At 32.8% G+C, this 26477-nt stretch carries 30 protein-coding genes; 14 read left to right on the forward strand and 16 right to left on the reverse strand.

Annotated elements, in window-relative coordinates:
• Positions 1–117 precede the first annotated feature (117 nt).
• Entirely contained in the window at positions 118–1131 is a 1014-nt protein-coding gene (porQ, locus tag AC1EU5_RS14280) for a type IX secretion system protein PorQ (protein WP_480193090.1), read from the forward strand.
• Positions 1132–1134: 3 nt separating this feature from the next.
• Positions 1135–1836 carry a (d)CMP kinase gene (gene cmk, locus AC1EU5_RS14285; protein WP_480193091.1) on the forward strand — a complete coding sequence of 234 codons (702 nt, stop codon included), beginning with the start codon at positions 1135–1137 and terminating at the stop codon, positions 1834–1836.
• 32 nt (positions 1837–1868) lie between these two features.
• On the opposite strand, the gene AC1EU5_RS14290 is transcribed toward cmk, so the two are convergent.
• The 7 genes from AC1EU5_RS14290 to AC1EU5_RS14320 form a co-directional block, all read right to left on the reverse strand.
• Positions 1869–2762 (reverse strand): aspartyl protease family protein, encoded by an 894-nt coding sequence (locus tag AC1EU5_RS14290; protein ID WP_480193092.1) that lies wholly within the window; start codon positions 2760–2762, stop codon positions 1869–1871.
• A 91-nt stretch (positions 2763–2853) separates the two neighbouring features.
• Positions 2854–4062, reverse strand: a complete 1209-nt coding sequence (locus tag AC1EU5_RS14295; protein ID WP_480193093.1) for a peptidase associated/transthyretin-like domain-containing protein — start codon at positions 4060–4062, stop codon at positions 2854–2856.
• A gap of 31 nt (positions 4063–4093) precedes the next feature.
• On the reverse strand, positions 4094–4489 hold the full coding sequence (locus AC1EU5_RS14300) for a M20/M25/M40 family metallo-hydrolase (protein ID WP_480193094.1): 396 nt from the start codon (positions 4487–4489) through the stop codon (positions 4094–4096).
• 125 nt (positions 4490–4614) lie between these two features.
• Positions 4615–5397, reverse strand: a complete 783-nt coding sequence (locus AC1EU5_RS14305) for a M20 metallopeptidase family protein (RefSeq protein WP_480193095.1) — start codon at positions 5395–5397, stop codon at positions 4615–4617.
• Positions 5398–5465: 68 nt separating this feature from the next.
• Positions 5466–6056: a Crp/Fnr family transcriptional regulator gene (locus AC1EU5_RS14310; RefSeq protein WP_480193096.1), complete on the reverse strand. Its 591-nt coding sequence runs from the start codon at positions 6054–6056 to the stop codon at positions 5466–5468.
• A gap of 78 nt (positions 6057–6134) precedes the next feature.
• A complete protein-coding gene (locus AC1EU5_RS14315; protein WP_480193097.1) occupies positions 6135–6764 on the reverse strand; it encodes a 7-carboxy-7-deazaguanine synthase QueE in 630 nt (209 codons plus the stop codon).
• Positions 6765–7256, reverse strand: a complete 492-nt coding sequence (locus tag AC1EU5_RS14320; protein WP_480193098.1) for a RidA family protein — start codon at positions 7254–7256, stop codon at positions 6765–6767.
• A gap of 121 nt (positions 7257–7377) precedes the next feature.
• Between AC1EU5_RS14320 and AC1EU5_RS14325 the strand changes: the two genes are divergently transcribed.
• Genes AC1EU5_RS14325 through AC1EU5_RS14340 form a run of 4 tightly spaced genes read left to right on the forward strand, consistent with a single transcriptional unit; the run spans position 7378 to position 10510 of the window.
• On the forward strand, positions 7378–8901 hold the full coding sequence (locus AC1EU5_RS14325) for a helicase HerA-like domain-containing protein (protein WP_480193099.1): 1524 nt from the start codon (positions 7378–7380) through the stop codon (positions 8899–8901).
• A gap of 3 nt (positions 8902–8904) precedes the next feature.
• On the forward strand, positions 8905–9450 hold the full coding sequence (locus AC1EU5_RS14330) for a hypothetical protein (RefSeq protein WP_480193100.1): 546 nt from the start codon (positions 8905–8907) through the stop codon (positions 9448–9450).
• A gap of 55 nt (positions 9451–9505) precedes the next feature.
• Positions 9506–10009, forward strand: coding sequence for a YkgJ family cysteine cluster protein (locus AC1EU5_RS14335; RefSeq protein ID WP_480193101.1), 504 nt, complete (start codon positions 9506–9508; stop codon positions 10007–10009).
• 48 nt (positions 10010–10057) lie between these two features.
• Positions 10058–10510 (forward strand): DUF6174 domain-containing protein, encoded by a 453-nt coding sequence (locus tag AC1EU5_RS14340; RefSeq protein WP_480193102.1) that lies wholly within the window; start codon positions 10058–10060, stop codon positions 10508–10510.
• On the opposite strand, the gene AC1EU5_RS14345 is transcribed toward AC1EU5_RS14340, so the two are convergent.
• A complete protein-coding gene (locus tag AC1EU5_RS14345) occupies positions 10507–11769 on the reverse strand; it encodes an exo-beta-N-acetylmuramidase NamZ family protein (protein ID WP_480193268.1) in 1263 nt (420 codons plus the stop codon). The two genes, AC1EU5_RS14340 and AC1EU5_RS14345, sit on opposite strands and share 4 nt — an antisense overlap.
• Before the next feature lie 5 nt (positions 11770–11774).
• On the opposite strand from AC1EU5_RS14345, the gene AC1EU5_RS14350 reads away from it, so the two are divergent.
• Positions 11775–13010, forward strand: a complete 1236-nt coding sequence (locus tag AC1EU5_RS14350) for an ABC transporter permease (protein ID WP_480193103.1) — start codon at positions 11775–11777, stop codon at positions 13008–13010.
• Positions 13011–13223: 213 nt separating this feature from the next.
• Positions 13224–14597, forward strand: a complete 1374-nt coding sequence (gene lpdA / locus AC1EU5_RS14355) for a dihydrolipoyl dehydrogenase (RefSeq protein ID WP_480193104.1) — start codon at positions 13224–13226, stop codon at positions 14595–14597.
• A gap of 52 nt (positions 14598–14649) precedes the next feature.
• On the opposite strand, the gene AC1EU5_RS14360 is transcribed toward lpdA, so the two are convergent.
• Both AC1EU5_RS14360 and AC1EU5_RS14365 read right to left on the reverse strand, forming a co-directional pair.
• Positions 14650–15336, reverse strand: a complete 687-nt coding sequence (locus tag AC1EU5_RS14360) for a DUF4386 domain-containing protein (RefSeq protein ID WP_480193105.1) — start codon at positions 15334–15336, stop codon at positions 14650–14652.
• Positions 15337–15443: 107 nt separating this feature from the next.
• Positions 15444–16415: a YitT family protein gene (locus AC1EU5_RS14365; RefSeq protein ID WP_480193106.1), complete on the reverse strand. Its 972-nt coding sequence runs from the start codon at positions 16413–16415 to the stop codon at positions 15444–15446.
• A 135-nt stretch (positions 16416–16550) separates the two neighbouring features.
• Here AC1EU5_RS14365 and AC1EU5_RS14370 point away from each other — a divergent pair, with 135 nt between their 5' ends.
• Together AC1EU5_RS14370 and AC1EU5_RS14375 are read left to right on the forward strand one after the other, a co-directional pair.
• A complete protein-coding gene (locus AC1EU5_RS14370; RefSeq protein WP_480193107.1) occupies positions 16551–16682 on the forward strand; it encodes a hypothetical protein in 132 nt (43 codons plus the stop codon).
• A 3-nt stretch (positions 16683–16685) separates the two neighbouring features.
• Positions 16686–16955 carry a hypothetical protein gene (locus AC1EU5_RS14375; RefSeq protein ID WP_480193108.1) on the forward strand — a complete coding sequence of 90 codons (270 nt, stop codon included), beginning with the start codon at positions 16686–16688 and terminating at the stop codon, positions 16953–16955.
• Between the two features lie 33 nt (positions 16956–16988).
• On the opposite strand, the gene AC1EU5_RS14380 is transcribed toward AC1EU5_RS14375, so the two are convergent.
• Both AC1EU5_RS14380 and AC1EU5_RS14385 read right to left on the reverse strand, forming a co-directional pair.
• A complete protein-coding gene (locus tag AC1EU5_RS14380; RefSeq protein ID WP_480193109.1) occupies positions 16989–17345 on the reverse strand; it encodes a YciI family protein in 357 nt (118 codons plus the stop codon).
• A gap of 42 nt (positions 17346–17387) precedes the next feature.
• Positions 17388–18656: an RNA polymerase sigma factor gene (locus AC1EU5_RS14385; RefSeq protein WP_480193110.1), complete on the reverse strand. Its 1269-nt coding sequence runs from the start codon at positions 18654–18656 to the stop codon at positions 17388–17390.
• 84 nt (positions 18657–18740) lie between these two features.
• Here AC1EU5_RS14385 and AC1EU5_RS14390 point away from each other — a divergent pair, with 84 nt between their 5' ends.
• Positions 18741–19163: a secondary thiamine-phosphate synthase enzyme YjbQ gene (locus AC1EU5_RS14390; protein WP_480193111.1), complete on the forward strand. Its 423-nt coding sequence runs from the start codon at positions 18741–18743 to the stop codon at positions 19161–19163.
• Here the strand turns inward: AC1EU5_RS14390 and AC1EU5_RS14395 are convergent.
• The gene (locus tag AC1EU5_RS14395; protein ID WP_480193112.1) at positions 19160–19384 is read right to left on the reverse strand and encodes a hypothetical protein; all 225 of its coding nucleotides are present in this window, start codon (positions 19382–19384) and stop codon (positions 19160–19162) included. The genes AC1EU5_RS14390 and AC1EU5_RS14395 overlap by 4 nt on opposite strands.
• 482 nt (positions 19385–19866) lie before the next feature.
• Here AC1EU5_RS14395 and AC1EU5_RS14400 point away from each other — a divergent pair, with 482 nt between their 5' ends.
• Genes AC1EU5_RS14400 through AC1EU5_RS14410 form a run of 3 tightly spaced genes read left to right on the forward strand, consistent with a single transcriptional unit; the run spans position 19867 to position 23766 of the window.
• Positions 19867–20211: a hypothetical protein gene (locus AC1EU5_RS14400; protein WP_480193113.1), complete on the forward strand. Its 345-nt coding sequence runs from the start codon at positions 19867–19869 to the stop codon at positions 20209–20211.
• A gap of 59 nt (positions 20212–20270) precedes the next feature.
• Positions 20271–21089, forward strand: a complete 819-nt coding sequence (locus AC1EU5_RS14405) for a GLPGLI family protein (RefSeq protein WP_480193114.1) — start codon at positions 20271–20273, stop codon at positions 21087–21089.
• A 34-nt stretch (positions 21090–21123) separates the two neighbouring features.
• Positions 21124–23766, forward strand: coding sequence for a hypothetical protein (locus AC1EU5_RS14410; protein ID WP_480193115.1), 2643 nt, complete (start codon positions 21124–21126; stop codon positions 23764–23766).
• Positions 23767–24081: 315 nt separating this feature from the next.
• Here the strand turns inward: AC1EU5_RS14410 and AC1EU5_RS14415 are convergent, their stop codons facing one another.
• The 3 genes from AC1EU5_RS14415 to AC1EU5_RS14425 are packed head-to-tail and all read right to left on the reverse strand — an operon-like array spanning position 24082 to position 26455.
• Positions 24082–24795: a hypothetical protein gene (locus tag AC1EU5_RS14415; protein ID WP_480193116.1), complete on the reverse strand. Its 714-nt coding sequence runs from the start codon at positions 24793–24795 to the stop codon at positions 24082–24084.
• A gap of 18 nt (positions 24796–24813) precedes the next feature.
• Positions 24814–25536 (reverse strand): sulfotransferase-like domain-containing protein, encoded by a 723-nt coding sequence (locus AC1EU5_RS14420; protein ID WP_480193117.1) that lies wholly within the window; start codon positions 25534–25536, stop codon positions 24814–24816.
• Positions 25526–26455, reverse strand: a complete 930-nt coding sequence (locus AC1EU5_RS14425) for an aminotransferase class IV (RefSeq protein ID WP_480193118.1) — start codon at positions 26453–26455, stop codon at positions 25526–25528. The genes AC1EU5_RS14420 and AC1EU5_RS14425 overlap by 11 nt, the downstream gene beginning before the upstream one ends.
• Positions 26456–26477 lie beyond the last annotated feature (22 nt).

Here is a 26477-nt window from a genome sequence, read left to right on the forward strand (position 1 = left end):
GCACTTATCTTTTTTAGATAGGTGCTTTTTTTATGCAGAAAATTAAACTACAATAATTGCGTTATAAATTATATTTCTACTTTCTTTGTGTTTGGTTTGAATGAAAAGTTTTTCATAGTGGTATTTTTGATTTCTGCACTTGGTTTTTCGCAAGTTGGCGGTGAAAGTATCTTTAATTTTTTAAACGTAACTACTTCGGCTAGACAAGCCGCTTTAGGAGGAGAAACGTTGACATTGATAGATGACGTAAATCAACCTATTTGGAATCCATCCCTTATTAATCCTGAAATTGATAATCAAGCTTCTTTGAGTTATGTTGACTTTTTAACAGATGTAAATTATGGTTCCTTGTCATTTGCACATTTATTTAATAGACGATTAGGTGCTATACATGCGGGTGTTACCTACGTAAATTACGGAGAGTTAATAGCAGCTGATGAGCAAGGAAACGAAACAGGTAGGTTTAAGGCACGCGACCTAGCTTTTCAACTAGGTTATGCCCGTGAGTTACCTTGGAAAGATTTTTATGGAGGCATCAACTTAAAATTTATTAATTCAAGTATTGAAAATTATTCATCCAATGGTATTGCAGCTGATGTAGCTTTTACATATTATAATGAGTTTAAACCTTATATGTTTTCAGCTGTCATCAGAAATTTTGGGTATCAAATTGATGCTTTTGATGAAGAAAAAGAAGATTTACCTTTAGAGATTGCCTTAGGCGCATCTTATAAACTAGAGAATATTCCGTTGCAATGGCATGTAACTATAAATAGCTTACAACAATGGGATGTTTCTGCGCCAAACCCCTCAGATAGTCAAACGAGCATTGATGGAGAAACTTCAAATGATGATGCAACTTTTTTAGGAAATGCTATTCGCCATGTAGTAATTGGTGCAGAGTTTTTTCCTGATAAAGGATTTAACCTTCGGTTGGGGTATAATTTTAGAAGAGGGCGTGAATTACGATTAACCGAAAGTAGAACTTTTGCTGGATTAACTGCTGGATTTGGACTAAAGATGGGAAGGTTTAAATTTAATTATGCTTTTAGTAAATTCCATCCTGAAACTAATACGAATACATTTACCTTAAACATAGATTTGGCAAAAACCGGATTCAAACGCTACTAATTCATGAGTGAACATAAGAAGATCATAATTGCTATTGATGGTTTTTCATCTACTGGGAAAAGCACAATTGCTAAACACCTCGCTAAAGAGCTCAATTACGTATATGTAGACACTGGAGCTATGTATAGAGCGGTAACATACTATGCTATACAACAAGAACTTGTTGGTAGTGATTATCTGAAAAATCAAGAACTTATCAGTGAATTATCAAACATTCATTTAGAGTTTAAGTACAACGATACTCTAAAATTCTCTGAAATGTATTTGAATGGTATGCATGTTGAAAGAGAAATACGAACCATGGAAGTTTCTAAATTGGTAAGTAAAATCTCTACGATTTCTGAAGTGCGAAAAAAACTGGTTGAACAACAGCAACTAATGGGTAAAGATAAAGGTTTAGTAATGGATGGCAGAGATATAGGGACTGTTGTTTTTCCGAAGGCTGAACTTAAGCTTTTTATGACAGCTTCTCCTGAAAAAAGAGCAACACGTAGATATAAGGAATTATTAGATAAAGGCCATAAGGTTAGTTATGAAGAAGTGTTGGAAAATGTACAAAATAGAGATAGGATAGATTCTACCCGAAAAGATTCTCCGCTTACAAAAGCTAAAGATGCTATTGAATTTGATAATAGTGATATGGGCTTAAGAGAGCAATTTGAACGCGTACATAATTTGGCTTTATCAAAAATTTCAGAAGCTTAAATTTGCTTGCCTTAAAAAAAGGAATACTAATTTTAAATTGGTTGCAAATATAGTTTGCTATTAGCCCAGTCTATAGTTACTATATAGTTTTCTAAAAAACTGTTTCCAATTAACAAGTCAACTTCTTTTTCGATTATTAATTCAGGGTTTTTTACTTTGAAAGTATTGACTTTTAATTCATTTAATTTGAATTTTCGTTTACGAGAATGATTATTTACTGTTATTTCTTTTAGTGGGGTTTTACTATTTTCAAGGCGCTCTAGAAATTGATAATTTGCCGTAAAGCTGCCATAAGAACCAGTATCAAAAACAAAATTGTCAGTTACTCCATTTATGGCTAATTCAATTCTATTTAAACCCCAATTACCAGAACCTTTGGGTATCATAGAAATTTGATAAGCATTCTTAATAGATTTAAAGTTTTTAATTTCATTAGAAAACTTAATGATTTGTTTTTGATAATCTATTTGCCAATGAGACTTTCTCAAAACATTTGCACCAATAACGCCATAAATTTTTCTTCCATCAGGAAAAGGTGATTGTACAAAAGAGAGATCTTGCATGCCTACACCAATAGTTTGAAAATTTAAATCACCAATTTTCAAGTAAGGTATAATGCCATATTGTAATTTTATTTCTTTAAATGAGCTTCCACTTATTTTGTGTTTTTTTACTGGGGAAAATTCAATTTCTTCATAAAGGCTTTTATCGGTACTTGTGATATCCCAACCTGTATCAAATAAAAAGGTATAGGTCTTTTTATTTATAATCACATCTACAAAAAGATGTTTGCCAATGTAATAGAACGGAATTTCCTCATTATATTTTTCCTTAGATAGTGTTCCTTGGGTTGCTAAAGTCAAAATTTTAGAACTTGAACAACTCATCATGACTACAGCTGCAAGTACAAATATTAGCCTTTTCATTAAAGATATTTTTTGTGAAATTTTTATTTAATCTTTTGATCAAATAATATTCCAAATAAGTGATGTGCCTATACCGTATTGGCAACTGTATTTAGTTCATGTTCGTTTTTGTTTTAAAATCAGAATTTTTACCCATAGAATTTATTTTGTTTATAAAATCTTGCATCTCATTTGTTAAAGTTAATATATCGTGATTTTGCCAGTAACTTGGGTTGTAGTCACTTTTGATTTTGAACATATCTTTTTTTAGATTAATGTTGTTTTTTATACTGACATTTTTATTTAATGGACTGGAATTATAAATATATGTGAAGTCATAAATTTCTGTAGCATCATCTCTAATAACTTCTAGTTTGGCAACTATTTTTCCTTTATTCAGTTGTAGTTTACCAGTTTTTTTGTTTCTCTCAAAGTTAGATTTCCAGTTCATTTTTGTTGTCCTGTATTTTATATCTTTTACATTTTTATAAATCAAATTGTTATTTATGTAGGTAATGTTTGCTTCTTTAAAAGTATTATCTTGATTTAAAATATAATATCCTTTATAATGCGTTTTTTCTTTTTCTTTTGGTTGAAGAGTTATTTTTTTTGAATCCTTATCGGTAGTAGATTCATATGTTATATTGAATTTATCTTGATCAAAAGATAGTCTGATCAAATAGGTAAAAAAATCATTAAAATTGAACATTAGTATATCAAGATCTTTGTCGTCAAAACCAGCTTTTCTAATATTATCTATTTGAACTTTATAATTTTTCTTTGGCATAGGTTTTGACTCTGTGTCGAAAAGTGATTTTTTCTCTACTCTTCCAGAAAAGTCAATAATCTTATAGAGTTCATTATTTTTTCTGATTACCGCCCTCAAAAAAAATTCTTCTTTGTGAGGTTCTAACTCATAATCTGTCAAAACTGTTTTTAGCATTTGAGAATAAAGCCCATCTTTAGTTATTACAATTTCATCCAATTCATATATTAAAGGTTTCATATAAATGGTATCATTCGTTTTTAGAAAATCGTAATCAATTTTCAATATTTCATAAGCAACACTTTGAATAGTAATTTTATCCTCAGTTTTTTCAAATTCAAATACTCCATCTTCATTACTTATAGAGTGGTTTTTAATATCCTTGATCGTTGCATAAGGTATAGGCTTATTTTCTTCTTTATTCCATAAAATATTAAAAGTGGTCTGACTAAATAAAAAATTTGAATTTATTAGAAATAAGAGTAAAAGAGTTAAAAATTGTTTTTGATTTATTAAGAAATTATCTTTTGGCTTTGATATAAACTTTGTTTTCATAAATTTTAATCTAAAAAAATATTAAATTCTATTATTCTTTTAACCTTTCAACTATCATTGATGAGAAGTAGTTTATACCGGTTTTTATACATTCTTCATCTACAGCAAAGTTGGGAGCATGCGGCATAGAAATAATACCTTTTTCAAAATTTGAGCCTCCTAGATAAAAATATACTCCGGGTATATGTTTTTGAAAAAAAGCAAAATCATCACCGCGACCATCAGGCATTTCACCATATAAAAGAACAGTATTTTCTTTCCCATAAATATCAGATATGTTTTTTACTGCCTTATTCGTTAAATTTTTATTATTAAAGATATTTGCTCTCCCAGTATCTATGTAATCAACTTTAATTAAATCCTTTGAAAATTTTGAAGCACCAAGTTTTTCTTTCAATAATGGTAAAATTGTATCCAATTTTTTCATCATACTTGAACTAATATAAGTACTCATTGATAATACCTTGTTGGTTTCTTCAACAGAGAAGTTTTGATTTACTGTTATATAATTTTTGAAAATTGTATTCGGACTTGCTATGCCAATATTTGGGTCTAATAAGTTTCTATTATCCCAGAATTTACTTTCTGGTTCAACATTTTGAAAACTAGATAATATATTTTAGTATCATTAATAATAGCTTCATTATCATTAGAATTTTTGTAGGATATCTTTATTATTCGGTATTCAGCAAACATCCACTCTGGTTTAGTTGAAATCATTGTTGATGGCATAGGAGCAATATGGGTAGCGTAAATTTCATCAGGATGAATAATATTCAATAATCCATCATCAATCATTGCCTTGGCTCCTCTGAAATTTTCTTCAGATGGTTGAAATATAAAATATACTGTTCCAGCTAAATTTTCTTTTTGGCTTGCTAGTACACTGGCTATTCCAAGCCCAATAGTGGTATGTACATCATGGCCGCAGATGTGCCGAACACCTTTATTTTTTGATTTAAAATCTACCGCATCTGGAATATCTGATGGCATTGCATCAATATCCGATCGCCATGCAATCTTCCTTCCTGATTTATTTCCTTTTAAAATACCAACAACACCATGACCACCAATATTAGTTTTTATCTCTAAGCCAATTGATGATAAATACTTAGTTATTTTCTCTGAAGTTCTTTTTTCTTGTTGAGATATTTCAGGATATTGGTGAAAGTCTCTTCTTATTTTGACGAGGCTATCAAAAATAATTTCTGTTTGTTCTTGTATCCTTTTATGTATGGATACGTTCTCTTTAGAAGTTTGACATGAAATAGAAAACCCAAAAAATAGAAAAAGAGTTATCAATGTAAATTGAAACTTAGTATTAATTAGATACATATTTAAAGTATTGATACCACAAACATGAAATATTTTGAGGTTAAGTGCATGTCACATTTGTGACAAAATTATTTTTTGGCAAGTTTACTACGTATTCTGCTTAGTGATTGGCGTTCAATACCTAAAAATGAAGATAAGTGAGAGAGGTTAATTCTATTTATAATATCTTGATTGCTCTTAACAAAGTTTAAATACCTTTCTTCAGCTGTATTAAATAAAAAACCTTCTACTCTGTCATTTAATATGGTTAAAACTTCTTCAGCAGTTAGACGGCCATATTTTTCTCCGTTTTTAAATCTATTATAACTTGCCTGAATAATTTCATAAGGTAATTTAATTATAACAGAAGGTTCTAAGCATTTCATAAAATATTTTGATGGCCGTTGTTTTATAAAGGCAGGATAGTCGGTAGCATAACTGTTTTCTTTTGCAAAGCCTGTTGTAATTTTACTTCCTTTATCATTAATATAATACCTTCTTAAAAGCCCTTTACAAATAAATCCCATTTCTTTTTGAACCTCTCCGCTTTTAAGAAAAAAGTCTTTTTTTTTATACTCATGTATTGATATGTACGGTCGTATAAAATCTATTTCTTCTTTAGTTGAATTAGAGAATAATTTGATGTAAGAATCATAGTAGTTTTTGTATTCTTTTTTCATTTTATTCTTATTTGGTAGTTTAAGTAAAATTCTATTTGAGGTGGATATTAAAAAACAGAAAGTAAAAGCAATCTAAGGCTATGGTATATTCAAATATTTATGCGTTTGCAAAGATATTTTCCACTTAGGATGTTGCATCACATAATCTACCAAAAGAGGTGTCATTTTTTCCTGATTGCTCCATTCTGGTTGTAAGAAAAGTTCACAATTATCATTTACTTCAGCTGCTTGCTCTTCTGCAAATTGAAAATCATTTTTATTATAGATGATCATTTTTAATTCATGAGCTTTCTCATAAATTTCATCTAATGGAAGCTTTGTTTTCTTAGGCGAAAGGCAAATCCAATCCCAGCTTCCGGTTAATTGATAAGCACCTGAAGTTTCTATATGTGTTTTAATTCCTTTTTCATTTAGCTTTTTGGTCAAATAGGTCATGTCCCACATTAAAGGTTCCCCACCAGTAATAACCACAGTGTCAGAATATTTTTGAGTATTGGCTACAATTGTATCTGCTTCAGTCGGTGGATGTAAATCTGCATTCCAACTTTCTTTAACATCACACCAATGGCATCCTACATCACAACCACCTATTCGTATAAAATAAGCTGCAGTGCCTGTATGATATCCTTCACCTTGAATGGTATAGAATTCTTCCATCAATGGAAGCATCTCTCCTTTGTCAATAAGTCCCTTTGTTTTTGTATCCATTTATTTTATTGCCGCAATCACATCAATTTCAATTTTGGCATCAATTACCAAATCGGCCACAAAAGTAGTTCTTGCAGGCTTATTTTTAGGGAAATATTGACGAAAAACTTCATTAAAATTAGCAAAATCATTTTTGTCTGTTAATATTACAGTGCATTTTGCCACATGTTCTAGATCTGACCCATTTGCTTCAAGGACCTCTTTAATATTTTCTAAGGCTTGCGTTGCTTCAGCTTTTATTCCGCCTTGAGCAATCTTTAAAGAGTCATTATTAAATCCTACTTGGCCAGTTAAAAAAAGTAAATCACCTACTCGAACAGCGTCAGAATATGGTGCACTCTTTCTGCGCTCAATTTTTGATTCTAAAAACTCAATTTTTGACTTGGTCACAAGAACTTCTTCTTGTGCATTGTCATCATTCTTATGCTGCTTTGTGCAAGCGGAAAATGAAATTAAAAATATAATGACAAATAATAAAGGTAATTTCTTCATCTTGTTAAGATTTAATTGCAACGAAGATACAAAATAGGCGTATTTTAATTGTAGCGGTTAATTTTTGATTTGGCGTATTAAATCTTATTTTTAACACTTGAATTAAAATCAATAATTTCTGATGAGTCAAAAGGAAGAATTCTTTAATTATATAAATGAAGGATACAAGGCTAAAGGCGATTTTCTCACTTTGGGTGCTGCTATGTTAGGTGAAGAAACGGTTACTGAAGCCTTTGTAAATGTACCTTTAAAAACCTTAAACAGGCACGGCCTTATTGCTGGAGCAACGGGAACAGGTAAAACAAAGACATTACAAGTATTGGCCGAAAACTTATCAGAAAAAGGGATTCCGGTATTGCTAATGGATGTTAAAGGTGATTTAAGTGGGTTGGCAAAACCAAGTCCTGGACATCCCAAGATTGATGAACGCCATGAAAAAATTGGATTACCATTTGAACCGAAGCCTTTTCCTGTAGAAATATTAACAATTTCTGAGCAAGATGGTACACGTTTACGTGCAACGGTTTCAGAGTTCGGTCCTGTTTTACTATCAAGGATTCTCGACCTTACAGAAACACAAAGTGGTATTGTAGCAATACTGTTTAAATATTGTGATGATAAAAAACTACCACTTTTAGACCTTAAAGATTTTAAGAAAGTGATTCAGTTTGCAACGGCCGAAGGTAAAGAAGAATTACAGACCGAATATGGGCGTATTTCCACAGCGTCCACTGGTGCAATTCTTCGTAAAGTAGTGGAGTTAGAACAACAAGGAGGTGATCTTTTCTTTGGTGAGCGTTCTTTTGATGTACAAGATCTCACACGTATTGATGAGAATGGAAGAGGAATGATATCTGTACTCCGTTTAACGGATATTCAGGATAAGCCTAAGCTATTTTCAACATTTATGCTACAATTGCTAGCAGAAATCTATAGTACATTTCCTGAACAAGGCGATTCCGGAAGACCGGAATTAATATTGTTTATTGATGAGGCACATTTAGTTTTTGAAGAAGCTTCCAAGGCTTTGTTAGATCAGATAGAAAGTATTGTAAAGTTAATTAGATCTAAAGGTGTTGGTGTGTATTTCGTCACACAGAACCCTAAAGATATTCCTGGTGATGTATTGGCTCAATTAGGGCTAAAAATTCAGCACGCTCTAAGGGCTTTTACAGCAAAGGATAGAAAAGCTATTAAGCTAACAGCCGAAAATTATCCTGATTCAAAATATTATGACACCAAAGAAGTGCTAACCAGTTTAGGTATAGGAGAAGCCTTGGTTTCTGCGCTGAATGAAAAAGGTATACCAACACCCTTGGCAAGGACAATGCTACGTGCACCAATGAGTAGAATGGATGTGCTTACTTCAAATGAATTGGTTGAACAAATAGGGAAGTCAAAAATTGCTAAACGCTATAATGAAGAAATTGATCGTGAGAGTGCTTATGAAATGTTGAATGGTAAGATTGAAGAAATAGCTAAAGAAGAAGAGAAAGAGCGTAAAGCAGCTGAAAAGGCAAAAGAGAGTAAAAGAAGATCAACAGGTTCTAGAAGAAGTACGCGTATGAACCCGATATTAAAAGTTGTAACCAGTGCTACATTTATTAGAGGTGTTTTGGGTGTTTTGAAAAAAGTAATAAAATAAGAAATGAAGAAAATAGGAATAGTACTAGCTTGTATCTTACTTTTTATACAATGTAAAAAAGAAGATAATTTTACTTTGGCTAAAAACCAGATAGGAAAACTTACCGATAAAACACAAGTGCTTGAGCTTAAAGAGATATTCGCCAAAGATTCATTGGTAACGAACCTAGGAGAAGGCGATTTTGCCAATGCAGAGTATGATGAATACAAGGTCTATGCAAAAGGAGGTAAGCATATGCTTACATTGATTCCTAAAGAGCAGCATGACTCTACTTCTACTATTGAAAGTATTCAGATTTATGATAGTAGGTTTAAAACTATAAAAGGTTTAAATCTCAATTCTACATTTAGTGAGATTATTGATAATTATACGGTGAACAAAGTTGAATCCACATTTACTACGGCAGTATTATTTATTGATGAACTAGATGCTACCGTTGCCATTGATAAAAAGGAATTGGGCATTAATGAATTTGGTATTGCCAAAATTCAATTAGAACAGATTCCCGATATGGCCAAGATCAAATATTTAACACTCTGGTTTGATTAACCCGCAAGTCGCGGGAGACAGGGTTTATTAGCAGGACTTACTTTTTTTTTACCTAATGGAGGAAAATGAACTACTTGAAAACTTACCAAAAAAGGCCAAGGAAAAGTATACTGAAAACAAAAAATACTTCGCTAAACTCAAGAAAAAGAACCCTAAGCGTTTAGATGTACTCATGCAAGAATTGCATGATGAGGAATTTAAACAGACCGACTGCCTGACCTGCGCGAATTGTTGTAAAACCACCAGCCCTATTTTTACGAATAAGGATATTGCACGCATTTCAAAACACTTTCGAATGAAAGAGCATCAGTTTGTGGAACAATATTTACAACGCGATGAAGATGATTTTATGGTGTTGAAAAACGCTCCATGTACTTTTTTAGATGAATCAGATAATACGTGCTTTATCTATGATGTCCGGCCTAAGGCGTGCGCAGAATACCCTCATACCAATAGAAGGAAGTTTATTCAATTAACGAATTTGACACTAAAGAATACTGAGGTTTGCCCAGCAGTATTTAATATAGTAGAAGATTTGAAAAAGAAATTACCTTTATAAACTAAGCAACCAAACCATTTTGCACTCATCTTATCACCAAACATAAGTATGAAAAATATTTTATTTCTTTTTATATCCATACTCATCTTTACTTCATGTGGTTCGGATGATAATGGTCCAATTGATGAGTTGAATAAAAATCGTTCATTATGGGAATCTTCTAATATTGCAGATTATCATTGGACAGAAAATGTAGGTTGCTTTTGTGCGGGTATTTTGGAAGTAGATGTTTTTGTGGTGAATGGAGTAAAGGATAAAGTTGAATTTGGTGAAAGCCAACTATCAGCAGGACAAACCTACGAAGATGTGTTCAATAGTCGAAAGTCTGTAGAGGAGGCGTTTGATTTTATCGAGGAGTTAATGCAGCAAGATATAGCATCTTTAGAAATAAAATATAATGATCAGTATGGCTATCCGGAGTCAATCTTTATTGATTATATAGCAGATGCTATTGACGATGAGGTGAGTTATTGGTATACTGATTTCACAATCGATAACTAATCGTAGATCAAGTACTTTGCTCTTATTTTCTTAAATTTTTCGATATCCTCTTGCCAGGTTCCACTAATTTCTTCTGCCGATAAACCTTGCTCTATTTGCTGTTGCAATTTTGTATTTCCGGCATGAATGGTAAATGTAGGACCAAAGAATTTTTCTGTTTTTGGCGTCTTGTTATAAGCATCAATTAACCATTTTAAATCAACCTTGCCTAATCTATTTTCATTTCTTAGATCAACTCCATTACATAGTTCCCCTTTATGTTTGGGATATTTTGATCCAAAATTAGGTTCTGGGGTATAACTAAAATCTGTTTTATGAAAGAAAGGTGCTCCATAGATTTGAAATTGCATTTCTGTACCACGCCCTGCATTGATGGTAGTACCTTCAAAAAGCCCTAAACTTGGGTATAAATTGATAGCTTTGTCACTGGGTAAATTTGGCGAAGGCCTGATAGGCAAGCTATATTCGGTTTGATGCATATAATGTTTTAAGGGAATCACAGTTAAATCGCATTTCAAACCATTTGCTAGCCAGCCTTCCTCATTAATCATCGTAGCATACTCTCCTATAGTCATACCATATACCAATGGAATAGCGTTTAGGCCTAAAAAACTTTTGTGCTTAAGCTCTAATGTGGGACCATCAACATAATGTCTATTAGGGTTTGGCCTGTCTAATACCATAACAGGAATACCTGCTTCTGCGCAAGCTTCCATTACATATTGCAAAGTGGCGATATAGGTATAGAAGCGAACTCCTACATCTTGAATATCAAAAACAATCAGATCTAATCCCTTTAAGTGCTCTTGTGAGGGTTTTCTGTTTTTGCCATGCAAAGAAATAATCGGCAAGCCAGTTTGAGCATCCTTTCCGTCTTCAACATGTTCGCCGGCATCAGCTTTTCCGCGAAAGCCATGCTCGGGGGCAAATACTTTTTTTATATCAACTTCTAAAGACCACAAACTATCTATTAAATGTACATAAGCTAAGTCATTGCGAGGTTTCACTTTTGAAGCCGTGGCAATCTCATCTTTAAAAATAACCGAAGTCTGATTGGCAACGACAGCAATTTTTTTTCTAAGTATAAGGGGTAGGTAGGTGTCTAAATCATTGGCACCAACAATTACTTGTTTGGTTTGAGGAGTGTTTATCTCTGGTTTTGAAGTACTTTTTGATGTTTGAGACTTGCATGAAATCATCCCCGAAAGGGAAATTAAAACCAAAAAGAAATATGTACTTTTGAGCGACATTTTTATCATCTGCATTGAATTACGAGTTATTTATAGCCAAACGAATTATTGGATCTAAACAGTATAAAAGTAGTGTTTCGTCACCAATAATAAAAATAGCGATTACGGCCATTGCCTTGGGTATCATTATCATGATGATTGCTATTGCTACAAGCCTGGGTTTGCAGCAAAAAATAAAGGAAAAAATTTCGGGTTTTAGTGGGCACGTACAAATCACTAATTATGAAGATAATAACTCTTTAGTGACGATCAATCCTATTTCAACAAAACAAGATTTTTATCCAAATTTCAATTCAGTAGAAGATGTTAAAAATGTGCAAGTCTATGCTACTAAAGGAGGTATTATCAGAACAGAAACTGACTTTGAGGGTGTCATTTTTAAAGGAGTTTCAATAGATTATGATTGGTCCTTTTTTGAAGATTACCTGATTGAAGGAAAGTTGCCAGCTCTTAATGATGCGTTTTCTAATGAAGTTTTGATCTCTAAAACTACTTCTGATCGTTTAGACTTAAAAGTAGGTGATACCTTTAATACCTTTTTTGTAAAACAAGACCCTAATAAGGCGCCAAATGTTAGAAAGTTCAAAGTAGCAGGTATTTATAGTTCAGGTTTTCAGCAGTTTGATGAAAGTTATGTGATTGGTGATCTAAAACATGTGCAACGCTTAAATAAATGGGAGCAAGATCAAGTAGGAGGTTTTGAAGTATTGCTTGATGATTTTGATCAGCTAAAAGAAAAGGGAGATGCCATTTATGCCAATATTCCACCCACATTAAATGCACAAACCATAGGCGAAAAGAATGCAGCAATTTTTGAGTGGATGGATTTATTTGATGTTAATACTTATGTTATTATTGGTATTATGATTTTAATATCGGGTATTAATATGATCACAGCGTTGTTAGTACTCATTTTGGAACGCACGCAAATGATAGGTATTCTAAAGGCATTGGGTAATGCCAATTGGAGTATTAGAAAGATCTTTTTGTACAATGCTGCCTATCTTATTGCTGTAGGCATGTTTTGGGGTAATCTCATTGGAATAGGGATTCTTTTAACACAAAAATATTTTGGTCTTATTAAGTTAAATCCTGAAACGTATTATGTAAATCAAGCCCCGGTTTATTTGGACTTCACATATATCTTGCTGCTTAATGTTGGCACACTTGTTTTGTGCTTATTAATGTTGTTGATTCCGTCTTATATTGTTAGTAAAATTAGCCCAGTAAGGGCTATAAAGTTTGATTAGATTAAACACCCCTAAAGTCCCCTCAAGGGGACAATACTAAAGATTGAAATGGGTGAATGTCCCCTAGAGATGACAGAAAGCGAAGCTTTCAGGGGTGTAATTCAACAAAGGAAAAACAGGGGCAAAAACCCACAAAATTTCCCTAAATTTGTGCTTCTTAAAATGATTCAACCCCTGGTGATTATCAGGGCATATTTATAAAAAAACTAACTAATGAAATACGATATTATTGTCTTAGGAAGCGGTCCTGGAGGTTATGTAGCTGCCATTAGAGCTGCTCAATTAGGTTTTAAAACCACTATAGTAGAAAAAGAAAGTTTAGGTGGTGTTTGTTTAAATTGGGGGTGTATTCCTACAAAAGCATTATTAAAATCAGCACAGGTATTCGAGTATTTAAAACATGCTGAAGATTACGGATTGTCTGTAAAAGATGCTACTCATGATTTTGATGCCGTTGTAAAACGTAGCCGAGGTGTTGCTGATGGTATGAGCAAAGGTGTACAATTCTTAATGAAGAAAAATAAAATAGATGTCATTGAAGGTTATGGTAAGTTAAAACCAGGTAAAAAAATTGATGTAGATGGTAAAGAGTATAGTGCAGATCATATTATCATTGCTACAGGAGCACGTTCTCGTGAATTACCTAGTTTACCTCAGGATGGTGAAAAAGTAATTGGCTACAGAGAGGCTATGTCACTACCAAAACAACCGAAGAAGATGATCGTGGTAGGCTCAGGGGCTATTGGTGTTGAGTTTGCTTATTTCTATAATTCTATGGGTACGGAAGTTACCATTGTTGAGTTTATGCCAAGTGTGGTACCTGTTGAAGATGATGAAGTATCTAAGCAACTAGAACGTAGTTTTAAAAAGAACGGAATTAAGATTATGACATCAGCTGAGGTAACATCTGTTGATACTTCGGGTAAGGGTGTTAAGGCTACTGTAAAGACTAAAAAAGGAGAAGAAGTTTTAGAAGCTGATGTGGTATTATCTGCTGTAGGAATAAAAACTAATATTGAAAATATTGGTTTAGAAGATGTGGGTATTGTAGTTGACAGAGACAAGATCTTGGTGAATGATTATTACCAAACTAATATACCCGGCTATTATGCTATTGGAGATGTCACTCCTGGTCAAGCTTTGGCGCATGTTGCTTCTGCCGAAGGTATTTTATGCGTTGAAAAGATCAAAGGTATGCATGTAGAAGCTTTAGACTATGGTAATATACCTGGGTGTACCTATTGTACTCCTGAGATTGCTTCAGTGGGACTCACAGAAAAGCAAGCTAAAGATGAAGGTTACGATATTAAAGTAGGTAAGTTCCCATTTTCAGCATCTGGTAAGGCAAGTGCTGGTGGTAATAAAGAGGGCTTTGTAAAAGTGATTTTTGATGCCAAATATGGTGAATGGTTGGGCTGCCATATGATTGGTGCCGGAGTGACCGATATGATTGCCGAAGCCGTATTGGGTAGAAAACTGGAAACTACCGGGCATGAAGTGTTAAAAGCGGTACACCCACACCCCACCATGAGTGAAGCGGTTATGGAAGCTGTGGCTGATGCTTATGATGAGGTGATACATTTGTAGAACTGTAGGAAATTGAAATTTTAAAAAAGCCAAAATGAAAATTTTGGCTTTTTTATTGTACTATAGTGTTATATTTTTCTGTTTTAAAGCCCATAATGAATAAAAGCAATATAAAACTCAGCATAAAAATACCGTTTTGTAAAAATAAGTAGAATGAGACGGGTATATCTAACAATTGAAGTAAGCCGCCAGCAAATACAATACTTTGAGCTAAAATTCCCCAAACTGCCAGCCATTTAGGTACTAAATTAGTTTTTAATAGGAAGTAATACAATACAGAGCCACCAATAGCATAGCACATGAGTAACACAAAGTGTGCAAAATAGTATCCTTCATAGTGCATAGCCACTATGGTATTAAAATAGTGTGCCTCAGTTGATGCAATACCTACATATTCGTTTCCAATAGTTAACAATGACCAATGAATTACATTGCTAATGGTAATTATTCCAAAGTTTATCAAACCTATGCTTACATAAGTAATGGCTAATCGAGTGCTGTATTTTTTAATGATAGGATAGAGATAAATGGCAATAAAAACCGAGATAGCACTTCCCAGCATATCCAAACCAATGGCCAACTTCATATGTCCTGCATTTTCAACTAGGCTATTCAAAAATTCTGCGATGTTATCTCTAGCGCCAGATAATCCTCTAATAGAAGTACCCCAAGCACCCGCTATGGTCGCTAGTAAAAATAGAAACCCAAGTAGCCTACCAGTATTTTTTGTAATCTGCATAACGATATATTGATGTTAGTTATATTTATTAGTAGTCAATGGTCCGTAATTGTTACTAACCCGATTGGTTGTTTTAAAAAGATTACCGTGCTTCACAAGTTATCACCTTATTTTACAAAGACACGTTTTTTAATCATACCTCCTTTGGTATCTTTAATACTCTGCATAAAGACAAAAGCATTGGTGTCTATTTTATCAATCTCAGTTTGTAGTCTTGCTATTTCTAAGCGGGTAACGATGGTGTACAATATATCAAGATCACGACGGTCTTCACCACTTTTACCATACCCCCCTTTTCCTTTGTAAATGGTTACACCACGCCCTAAGTTTTCAGTTATCATTAATCGTAATTGCTCACTTTCCTTAGAGATAATGGTGATACCTGTGTATTCTTCAACACCCTCAATCACGAAATCTACTGTTCTAGAAGCCGCAAAATAGGTAAGCATTGCATACAATGCCACTTCTATAGATAAGACATAAGCACCTACTAAAAAGATAATCACATTAAAAATAAGAATAACATCACCAATGGTCAATCCAGTTTTCTTACTTAAATAAATGGCCAAGACTTCAGTGCCGTCAATCACTGCGCCCCCACGAATAGCCATACCAATACCTGCACCCAAAAAGAAACCACCAAAAACGGCAATCAATAATTTATCTGAAGTGATGATAGGGTAAGGTACTAGATATAAAATGAGAGCCAGCCCTAAAATGGCTAGAATACTCTTGATGGCGAAACGTCGACCTATATTAAAATATCCTAAAATGATAAATGGTAAATTGACCGCTACTACCAATAATGAAAGTGAAAGAGTAGTAGTTTCTGAAATCAATAAGGAGATACCCATAGCACCACCATCTATAAAATTATTGGGTAGCAGAAATCCTTTCAACCCAAAGCCGGCCGAAAAAATACTGAGTACAATAAAAAAGATATCATGTGTTTTATGCCAAATGCTTACGCGTAACAGTTTAGCTTCCTTTGCTAATTTTCTGTTTGTAGTGATATCTCTTTCTTTTTTGAATTTTCGCTTTGCTAGTGCAATGCTTATTCGCTGCCATATTGATTTCATAGAAGGTACTTTAAATACTATTTTTTAGTTCATTTCAGATTGTTACTAAGTTACCTGATTTTATCGAAATTTGATTCATTAGTATTTTAACTGTTGATTAAGATTATAAATGAATGATAAGAGCTACAAAAGTCTGTGAGTATTAAGTCTACGAGCGAGTTAATTTTTAAAGCTTTAACAAAAGAATTAGGAGAATGGTGGGGACGCATGGATGCCATTGTAGAACGAGAAGGAGCTATTTTTATAGTCTCGTGGGGTGAACCCTAGTATATGTTTAAAGTCACTAGTTATAAACCTCGCGAAGAGCTAATCTGGGAATTTGTAGATGCAAATCAGATTATTGAAGGCTTAGAAGGAGTGCAAAAGGAATGGGTGGGAATTAGTTTAAAGTGGGTAATAGAACCTATAAATGTTCACAAAACAAAAGTTACCCTGCTGTACCAAGGTTTAATTCCAACTTTTATTTGTTACGATTTTTGCTCATCTACTTGGGATCATTCTATTAGTGTTAAATTAAAAAAGTATTTAGAGAATTTATAAAAAACCCAAAGTCAGGACTTTGGATTTTATTTTTTAGTTGATACCTTCTACAGTTTTTATAGGACGTACTTCAATACGCCAAATACCCTCCTCAAATCTGGGATCTCCCTTTGCAATTTCTATTGCTTCATCTAAGTTTCTTGCCAACAAGTGATAATATCCAGATATAACTTCTTTAGTTTCATTGTAAGGACCATCTATAATTTTACCATTTCTATATGAAAGCATTGTGCCTTCCATTTCTAATGGCTGAGCAGATTTCATTTTACCTTCTTGAGCTAACTTTTTAATAAAACTACCTACCTTTTCAATATGAGCCTGTAATTGCGCTGGGGATAAATCGGCCTTTGGGCTTTCTTCACTTCTAATAAATAACATAAATTCTTTCATAATTATAAATTTTAATTGTTTATACCCTTACAACAATTGAAATCAGGAAATGGGGACAAGCATGGTTAACTTTTTTTGCAAAGCATTAATATCTCTTTGGTTTTTTGATAGAGAGATTGCTTTATTAAGACTATCTGTGGCTTCTTTTATTTTAGATTCTTCAGTATATAAAGCTGCCAAAGTTGAGTGAAAAAGGTAATGATTGTCAATATCTGATTTAGTACTTAATGTTAACAAAGCTTTAATTGCTTCTTGATTGCCATGTACTTGCGCTAAGGCAACACTTCTATTTAAACGCGTTATTGGTGAGTCTTCTATAAGTAGTAGATGATCATATAAGTTTAAGATGGCATTCCAATCAGTTTCTTCGAGGTTACGGGCAACACAATGATGCGCAGAAATGGTGGCTAATATTTGATATGAAGAGAGTGTATTGGTTGATGTACTTTTGTTCAGGTAATGAACTCCTTTAGTTATGAGTGTTTTGTTCCACTTTTTGCGATCTTGATTCTTCATTTCAATAAAAGCGTTGTCATGGTTGAAACGAGCTTCAAAACGGGCAGCATTTAAATGCATTAAAGCTGCTAAAGCATAACACTCAGATTTTTCTTTTATATTTTTATTTGAAATTAGAATTTTTGACAAACGTATGGCTTCAAGGCATAGATCATAATGGATCAATTGATTTTTTTGTGATGGACTGTAACCTTCATTAAATAAAATGTAGATGACTCTAAGAACAATGGGTAAATTTTTATTGAAATCATTTGGGATGCTAAAAGAAATTTCATTTTCTCTTAATTGCTTTCGCCCTCTAACTAATCGTTTGTTAATGGTGTCTGAATTTGAAAAAAAAGCATTGGCTATTTCTTGAATGCTAAATCCACAGAGTATTTTTAATATTAGAGAAATTTGTGAGTTTTCTGATATTGTTGGATGACAACATACAAACATCATTTTTAATTGCTCGTCTGTAATAATGTCGTCAGAAATCTCTAATTTTTCAAGTTCATCAGCAGTTTGTTGAATATTAAGTGAATTTTCAAAAAAACTGCGCTGTAGGTTTTTGCGTTTTAAAATGTTAATTGTATGATTCTTGGCTGTGGTATACAACCAAGCTTTTGGGTTTTCTGGCACTCCTTTTATTTGCCAATTGTCGGCTGCTTTTAATAGCGTATCTTGAACAATATCCTCTGCTGTTTCTACATTGGCCGCGCCCAGGTAACGCGTTATAACTGATACTAATTTTCCATACTCATTCCTAAAGAAATGTTCAGTGAATTCATGAATGTATTGTTTTTTCTTATTCACTATTAAAAACCTATAATACTTCAGTTAAGCTTAAACGAAGTTCGACTTTTTATTTTGACAAACAAAAAGTAGTAATTTTAGCTCGTGAAAATGTTCCAAAAAGAATTTAAACTACCGGCATTTAAAAGAGGTTACCATTTGATTACTAATTTGGTGATTGAACAACTTCCAGAGTTAAGTCAAATTAATCAAGGCATGTTACAGGTTTTTATAAAACATACATCTGCTGGTTTGACCATCAATGAAAATGCTGATCCTACTGTTCGACAGGATTTCGAAAGTCATTTAAACGTAATGGTTCCTGAAAATGCATCTTATTATAAACATACTTTTGAGGGTTCAGATGATATGCCCGCACATTTAAAAGCATCCTTAATGGGAGCTTCAGTACAAATACCGATTACAGAAGGTAGCTTAAATCTGGGTATTTGGCAAGGCATTTACCTTTGTGAACATAGAGACCATGGTGGTTCTAGGAAATTGATTGTGACAGCTTTTGGAGTCTAGGCGTCTTGAACTATAAAAATGGCGTTTTTGTTGAGATCATAAAATCCAAATTCATGTGTGCCCCAAGCGGTGTTCATCCGTAATTTATCTTTTGAGACAGCACCTCGGGCAACAAACTCTTCAAAAACAGGTCGAATATTTTTTACAAAGATTTTAATTACTGAGCCACCTAGCAGTGGATCATCTTCAGTATCTGCATGCCATTGCAGAAGCAAAAGCAATCGGTTTTGTTTCAAAGCAATATACAAATCTCTGTGATATACAAAATATTGTGATTAGTTTCAAGAGGAAAAATACTATTTCTAAACAGGAAAAACCCTAATATGAAATAGGGTTTTTCCTGTTTTTTTTCTAAAAAGGGCGCGTTATATTTGTTATTATCACATAGAGTTATTAATAAAAAAGAACCTCTGCTTACAGCGGAAGTTCAACAAGACATATGAAGCATGTTTAACTAAAACCTTAATGCCAATGAATTAAACTGACAAACCACAAACAGAGGAGTGCAAAAATAAGCCTTTTTGAGTAAAATGCCTCTACTTGACTTTGCATAGATTTTACGGTTTCAAAAAGAGCTTGCAATTAATTTTTAAATTTCAAACAATGAAAAAATATAAAATTTTGAAACTGTTGTTAATTATGCTTTGCATTGGCATATCACCAATTTATGGCGTGGTTTCTGGCACAATAAATGAAGTGAAGAATGAAGACTAAAGATAATCTAGAGACACAAAAGGCCATTTGGAATAAAAAAGTATTCCATAATCTCGTTGAAATTGAGAGTGATAGATTGTATAAAGTAATGAATAATATGCCTCTTATTAACGAAAGAAAAGAAATTCGTCTTTCTTTTGACCCTGAATATGGTGACGGTTATAACGCACCTGGTTGTGTCAATATTGAATATTCAGGTATTTCTTATATGTATGCGACCATGTTAGGCTGCTGCTCATGGTATGGATGGCAATCAGGGTGTATGGATACTGGTGTTTGCAATGGCGGTAGTGGCGATGGATGTGATCCTGCTAATGGTCCTTGCGACTTTTAATGTTATTGGTGCGGGTGTAATTTTACACCTGTGCCTATTTTTTTGCAAAAACTTAAAAAATGAAATTCAAATTAGTTATTTTACTACTAACCACAATCTTTTCTAATTATTTATTTTGTCAAACAAAAGAGTTGTATATTGAATATGACTTCTATTTTAAGGATAAAATGGTTGAAAACAAACAAATTCAATTAAAAGCTACGAAGAAAGAATCCGCAAGTACTATCATAAGAACCATTATGGTAGGTCTTTATAATAGTGAGACTCGTCAAACTAGCGAACCAGTGCCAAAAACGAGCTATAGGTATATCTATAAGAATATTAGTACTAATTCAATGCAATACAGTGAATATGTACCAGGGCAGAGAGCTAAAGTTTATGTAAAAGAAACATTAGATCAATTTAATTGGAAGTTAACTAGCAATAAAAAAAAGATTCTTAATTATGTCTGTCAAGAAGCGATTACTACTTATAGAGGTAGAGATTATACAGCATATTTTACCACTCAAATACCATTTAAAGCGGCACCTTGGAAATTTCATGGTCTACCGGGTGTAATGCTTGAGGTTAGCACTATCGATGGTAACATAAAAATGGAAGCAAAGACTTTGAAGATACGAACCGTTGACAAACCAATCATTAATCCGTTCACCAAAGTAAAATTTATAACCTCTTGGGATACTTTTAAAGATATTTACAAAGAAAAACTGAAAAAATCTATAAATAGGGAACGAAGCATGTCATCATCTATTTCTTTAGGCTCTGAACATAATGATAATTTTTTTATTGGAGGGGTTGATATGAAAATTGAGATTATTGTTCCTAACAATGCTATACCTATAAAAGAACAACGACAGAGAGGTAAGCATAAAAAATAATTTTATTATTTAAACTTATCCTTTGAAAATTCTTATGAGGCTTTTTTTCTTTTGTTTTATCTGTTGTCAGCTTAATGCACAAAAAGAAATCACCATTACAGGTACGGTAAAAGATACTGCCAATAGACCAATACCCTATATAGATGTTTTATTAAAGAAAAATGATAGTACAGCTCAAGTACTAGCTTTTGGAATCACCGATAATGCTGGTAGATATAAGATTATCAAACAAGTAAGACTTAATGAGGTAGTTTTAGAAACTTCCTCTTTAGCACATGATACATTTAAGAGAATCTTAAATATAAATCAAAATACCCAAAAATTCATTGCAGATATTACGTTGAAAGAAAGGACGGAACCTTTGAAAGAAATAGAAATTAAAGCGACGGCCAGAGTTAATATAAAAAATGATACTACCTCCTTTAACCTAGAAAAATTGATCAATGGTTCAGAAGTTGTTTTGGAAGATATTTTAGCAAAACTACCGGGTCTTACCTTGCAGGAAAATGGAAGATTGAAATTTAAAGGGAAAGACGTCACTAATATATTGCTTGAGGGCGATAATCTGTTTAATGGTAATTACACGGTGGGAACGAAAAATATAAACGCTAAGCATATTAAAGGTATTGAAGCAATAGAAAATTTTGAAAATAACCCTATGCTACAAGGCTTAACTCAAAACGAACGAGTAGCTTTAAATCTTAAATTTCAATCTGGACTTTCTTTATCTGGAAATGCAACTTTAGGCTATGGACAGAATGAACGTTATTATATCAATGGAACTGCCATTACAATTACCAAAAAACTCAAAGGTTTTTCTGTAATTAGTTATAATAATACCGGCAGGAGTCGATCTGACAAACAGTTTAATGCTTTGGGCTTTATCTCAAATAGTAGTGATAAAGAAATAAAACCTTTCCATGCTCTTGGCTATCTAAGTAGTGATAAGAACCTTTCTCTGGCGAGTAACAGTATTAAAAACAATGAATTTTTTGGTAGTCTCAATATCTTACCGAAAATATCTAAAACCAAAACTTTACGCATAAACCTTGATGCTCTTTCGGATAGAGCTATTGAACAAAGTAGCTCCACTACTATAATTAATGCAGACCCAAATAATCCTATTATTATCGAACAGTCGAACGAAAAAAAGTTAAGACCGTTCTATTTTAATAGTAAAACTATGTTTCAAACGTATATTAATAAGAAAAGCTCTTTCTTTACTCAATTTAAATTTTCTAAATTACGTAATAAGGATGAGCAGCTAGGTGTTCGAAATAATATTGAACAAGGAGAAAATATATTAAACAAGGAACATTTCTTATCCAACGAAACTAGGTATACCTTAAGGGTCAATAATCAAAGCGCAATAAATATAAAAGGCACTGCTTCATTTAGTGAGAAGCCTGAAAATTTGGTCTTAGTTTCAGGTGTTGATTTTAACAATAATACCTCTATTCCTAATACCACTAACAGGCAATCGATTTACTCAAAAAAACAAAGTTTACGATTAGAAAGTAGTTATTTTAAAAGAGATAAAAACGATAATAAATTTAATATTAAAGTTAGCACTGATTATTTTGAAAATACTTTGCTAAGTAATTTAATCGATATTAATAATGTAAGTATTTATAAAAATAACATAGATTATGTAGTCTTTTTACCTCAAATTTCTACAGATTATTATTTTAAGATTAAAAAATTCCGAATTCGTCCTAGTCTAAGTACAAAATTATATGCTTATAATTATAGAGATAAGATATCGCTAGACAATAGAAATAGTGATTTGTTTTTATTCGACGCTACTTTATACTTGAATTATAAGTTCAATGAAAAGCATACAATGACCAGTAATATTAGCCATAACAATACCCCCCCCGGTCAAAAATATCTATACACCAACTTTATATTAAGAGCTAATCGTTTATTGCAAAACAATCTACTAAGTTTTAACAAACTCACGATTAATAATTTTACAATTGCATATCGCTATACAAATTTATTTAACGACACCAATGCTAGTATAGGCTTTAGTTATCAAAAAGATAATAATGCTTATTTATCTTCCAATATTATTACTCAAGATGTATCATTTGTAACGTATCTGCTTCAAGATAGGGGTTCTGAAAGTCGAAGTTGGAACCTCTATATTGATAAATATATCAGTCCTCTTCGTACAACATTCAGATTAAATGGCTCCTATAGAAACAGCAATTATTTTAATCTGGTAAATAGCTCAGACTTAAGATTAAATAAAGGTGAAATTATTAATTTAAATTTTGCTATGGGTACCTCTTATATAGGGAAATTTTTATTTGGCAATAAACTATCCTACAGCTATACAAATTTTGTTTCACAAGGCGTTCAAAGTTTTAAAAATGAAAGTTTAACTAATAACTTTGATCTTACTTTTGTTCCTCATGATAGATATAGCATCAAAGCTCATATAAACTATATTATTCCGAACTTAAATCAATCAACGAATAGAACACTAAATTTAAATGCTTCTACCAGTTATGAAAATAAAAAGAGAACCGTTACTTATAGGTTGGAAGGTAGGAACTTACTAGATAGGGAAAATGTTAATCAAATCAACAATACTGATTTTTCTACTACAAGTAATACACAATCAATTTTTGAAAGGTTTTTTTTGTTTTCTGTTAGATTTAGGTTCTAGTTTAGATATTAAATTCAAACTTGTTTGTAATTGAAATTACAAGGTAGGAAAAGTTGTAAAGTAGCAGGCTAAAGCTTGTTGCATTCTTAAGTCACTAATTGTCCGTTAATTTTAGTGTTATACTGTTTTTCAATTTGGTAAAAGTTTATATAAGTTTTATAAATACGTTGAAAAATTGCTAAAATCAATATAATTTCTTTTTTTGTTTAAAAATGAAATAAAAACCAGCACTTCTCGTACTTAATTTCGCATCATGATCAATATCTTGAGATGGTAATACAGGTTCTATTTGAAGTAATTCGGTTTTCACAAAGTCTACTTTGGAAACTTATTGAGTTTTTTATAATTCATTTCAATATTTTTATTGCTATTAGAAACCCCAATGAGTTTTAAAGATGAATCTGTTATTTCTACGTTCCAACTTTCGGCATTACTATCTTTAGCGTGTGGTAAAAAGGTAATTTCTGGTTTATGCCCATGCATATACCAATAACCGGTAGCTCGTTCTCCTTTAGAAGTTCTTTTCATATAAATACGATCCCATCGTATAAAAATATACTGTTTATTTTCAGGATCATAAGCTTCCGTTTTATCTTCTCCTTCTTTGATAACAGATTCTAAATTCCATAAACCTACTACCTTGTCTGCAGTACTTTTAGGTACTTCATCAATTTTAATGAGGTTTACCGTGACAATCATTCCTTTTTCTTCACGTAACCAATTCATCCCCTCGTCCGTAAGTTCAACTGTAAATGGGCCAAATTCATCAATAATACCATTGGTTTCTCTAGGAGAAAATAAACTTTTTTTCTTATCGAAAGTCCATGTTCCTTCTGCATTTTGAAGCCAACCGTTACCGGATTTGTAAGTACCATCTTTATTAATTTGTGTCCATTTAGCAACAGGGTTCATAGTTTGTGTACCTACTTTTACTTCCTTCACTTCCCAAAGTCCAGTAATATCTTGAGCAGTAATAGTATAAATAGGAATGAAGAAAAGTAAAACGATACTTTGAAAACTGCTTTTCATGGTGAAATTTTTTACGAACTATTCTAAGGCTAAGTTACGTAATTGCTCATAATACGGTAGACATTCTTCTAAAAGAGGCTTTAAACGTTCAGGAAACAAATCTGCTTTTGGTTTATAGGGAATATATCCTGTTGAGGTATGGATATTCTTATAAAAGTAAGGTGCCCAAATACCATCTTCTGGCCGGGCACCTGCCAGCCAATTAAGCATAGCGGTATCAAATTCAATTCCTGCCAGATGGCATAATTTTTTTAATACCTTTTCAGGATTCAGCAATACCTTTTTAGCATCAAGAACAATAGGTTCTATTCCTTCAGTTCTCAAATAATTGAGAAGTTCTACACTTAACGCATAACCAACATCAATCATTTTTGGATTTTTGATCACTTTTTCAAACGAAGGTAACATCTCAATAGGATCTCTTGTTAAAATAACATTTACACAGTCTTTCATAAAACTACGATCAAGATTGAGCAAATGATGTGTCATGTTTTTAAAAAACACTATTGGTTTTTCAAAATCTCCCATCATCATATCAATTACCTTATTACCATCATTTTCCATAGTGGCTATGATATCATCAGCTACCGGATGGTAATTTTTAGCTTCGGTTTTACTTAAATAGTGTGCATATAAGGGTTCATCAAAAACTTGTGTGTCTTTGCGCTGGGCAAAAGAATACATTAAAGTAGTAGAAATGTTTCGAGGGCCTGACCATAAACAAATACGCTTAGTTGACATTGCTGTATTTTTTTACTTCACTAGCGATCAATTGATGATAAAGGTCACTTAATTTTCGGGTTAATGGCCCATAATTTCCTTCACCTATTACTCTTCCATCTATTTTTACTACTGGTGTTAGTCCACCAAAAGTTCCTGTAACAAAAGCTTCATCTGCACCATAGACATCAAATAGTGAAAAGTTCTTTTCAAAGTACGTAATACCATTTTCTCTGCAAACTCTTAGAGCATTGGCTCTTGTAATTCCATTCATGCAGTATTGCCCAGTTGACGTCCAGACTTCATTGTTTTTTACTATAAAAAAATTGGTAGCATTGCAGGTAGCCACGAATCCATGAATGTCTAGCATCAAAGCTTCATCTGCTCCTGCTTCAATGGCTTGAATGAGTGCTTGTACTTCATGTAACTTGCTATGGCAATTTAAACGTGGATCTAAATAGTCTGGCGAGCCACGGCGAATAGTGCTTGTAAACAGAGAAATGCCTTTTTCTTTTGTGTCTTCATCAGCCTTTTTATGTTCAGCAATAATGACTAAATTGGGGTCAGATATTGTTAATCTTGGATCTTGTGATGGTGTTTTTTTAATACCACGCGTTACCATAATACGAAGATGTACATCTGTAAACATGGCATTAGCATTTAATGTTTTCCAAATATTATCTATCAGCTTCTTACGGGAAAAATGGAATTGCATTCCAACTGTGGCTGCTGCCTGCCAAAGTCTGTCTAAGTGCTGGTCTAAAAAAACTAAAACACCATCATGCAAGCGCAAGGCCTCCCAAATACCATCGCCAACAAGATAACCACTGTCAAAAACGGAGATTTTGGCTTCACCTCTATTAAGCAACTCATTGTTGATGAAAATTTTTATAGACGCATTTCGAGGGTCATCTATTGCATTGTGGGTACCATGAACCATAAGGATAGTTTAATTATGATCC

It is taken from the genome of Maritimimonas sp. 2405UD52-3 (assembly GCF_056591715.1).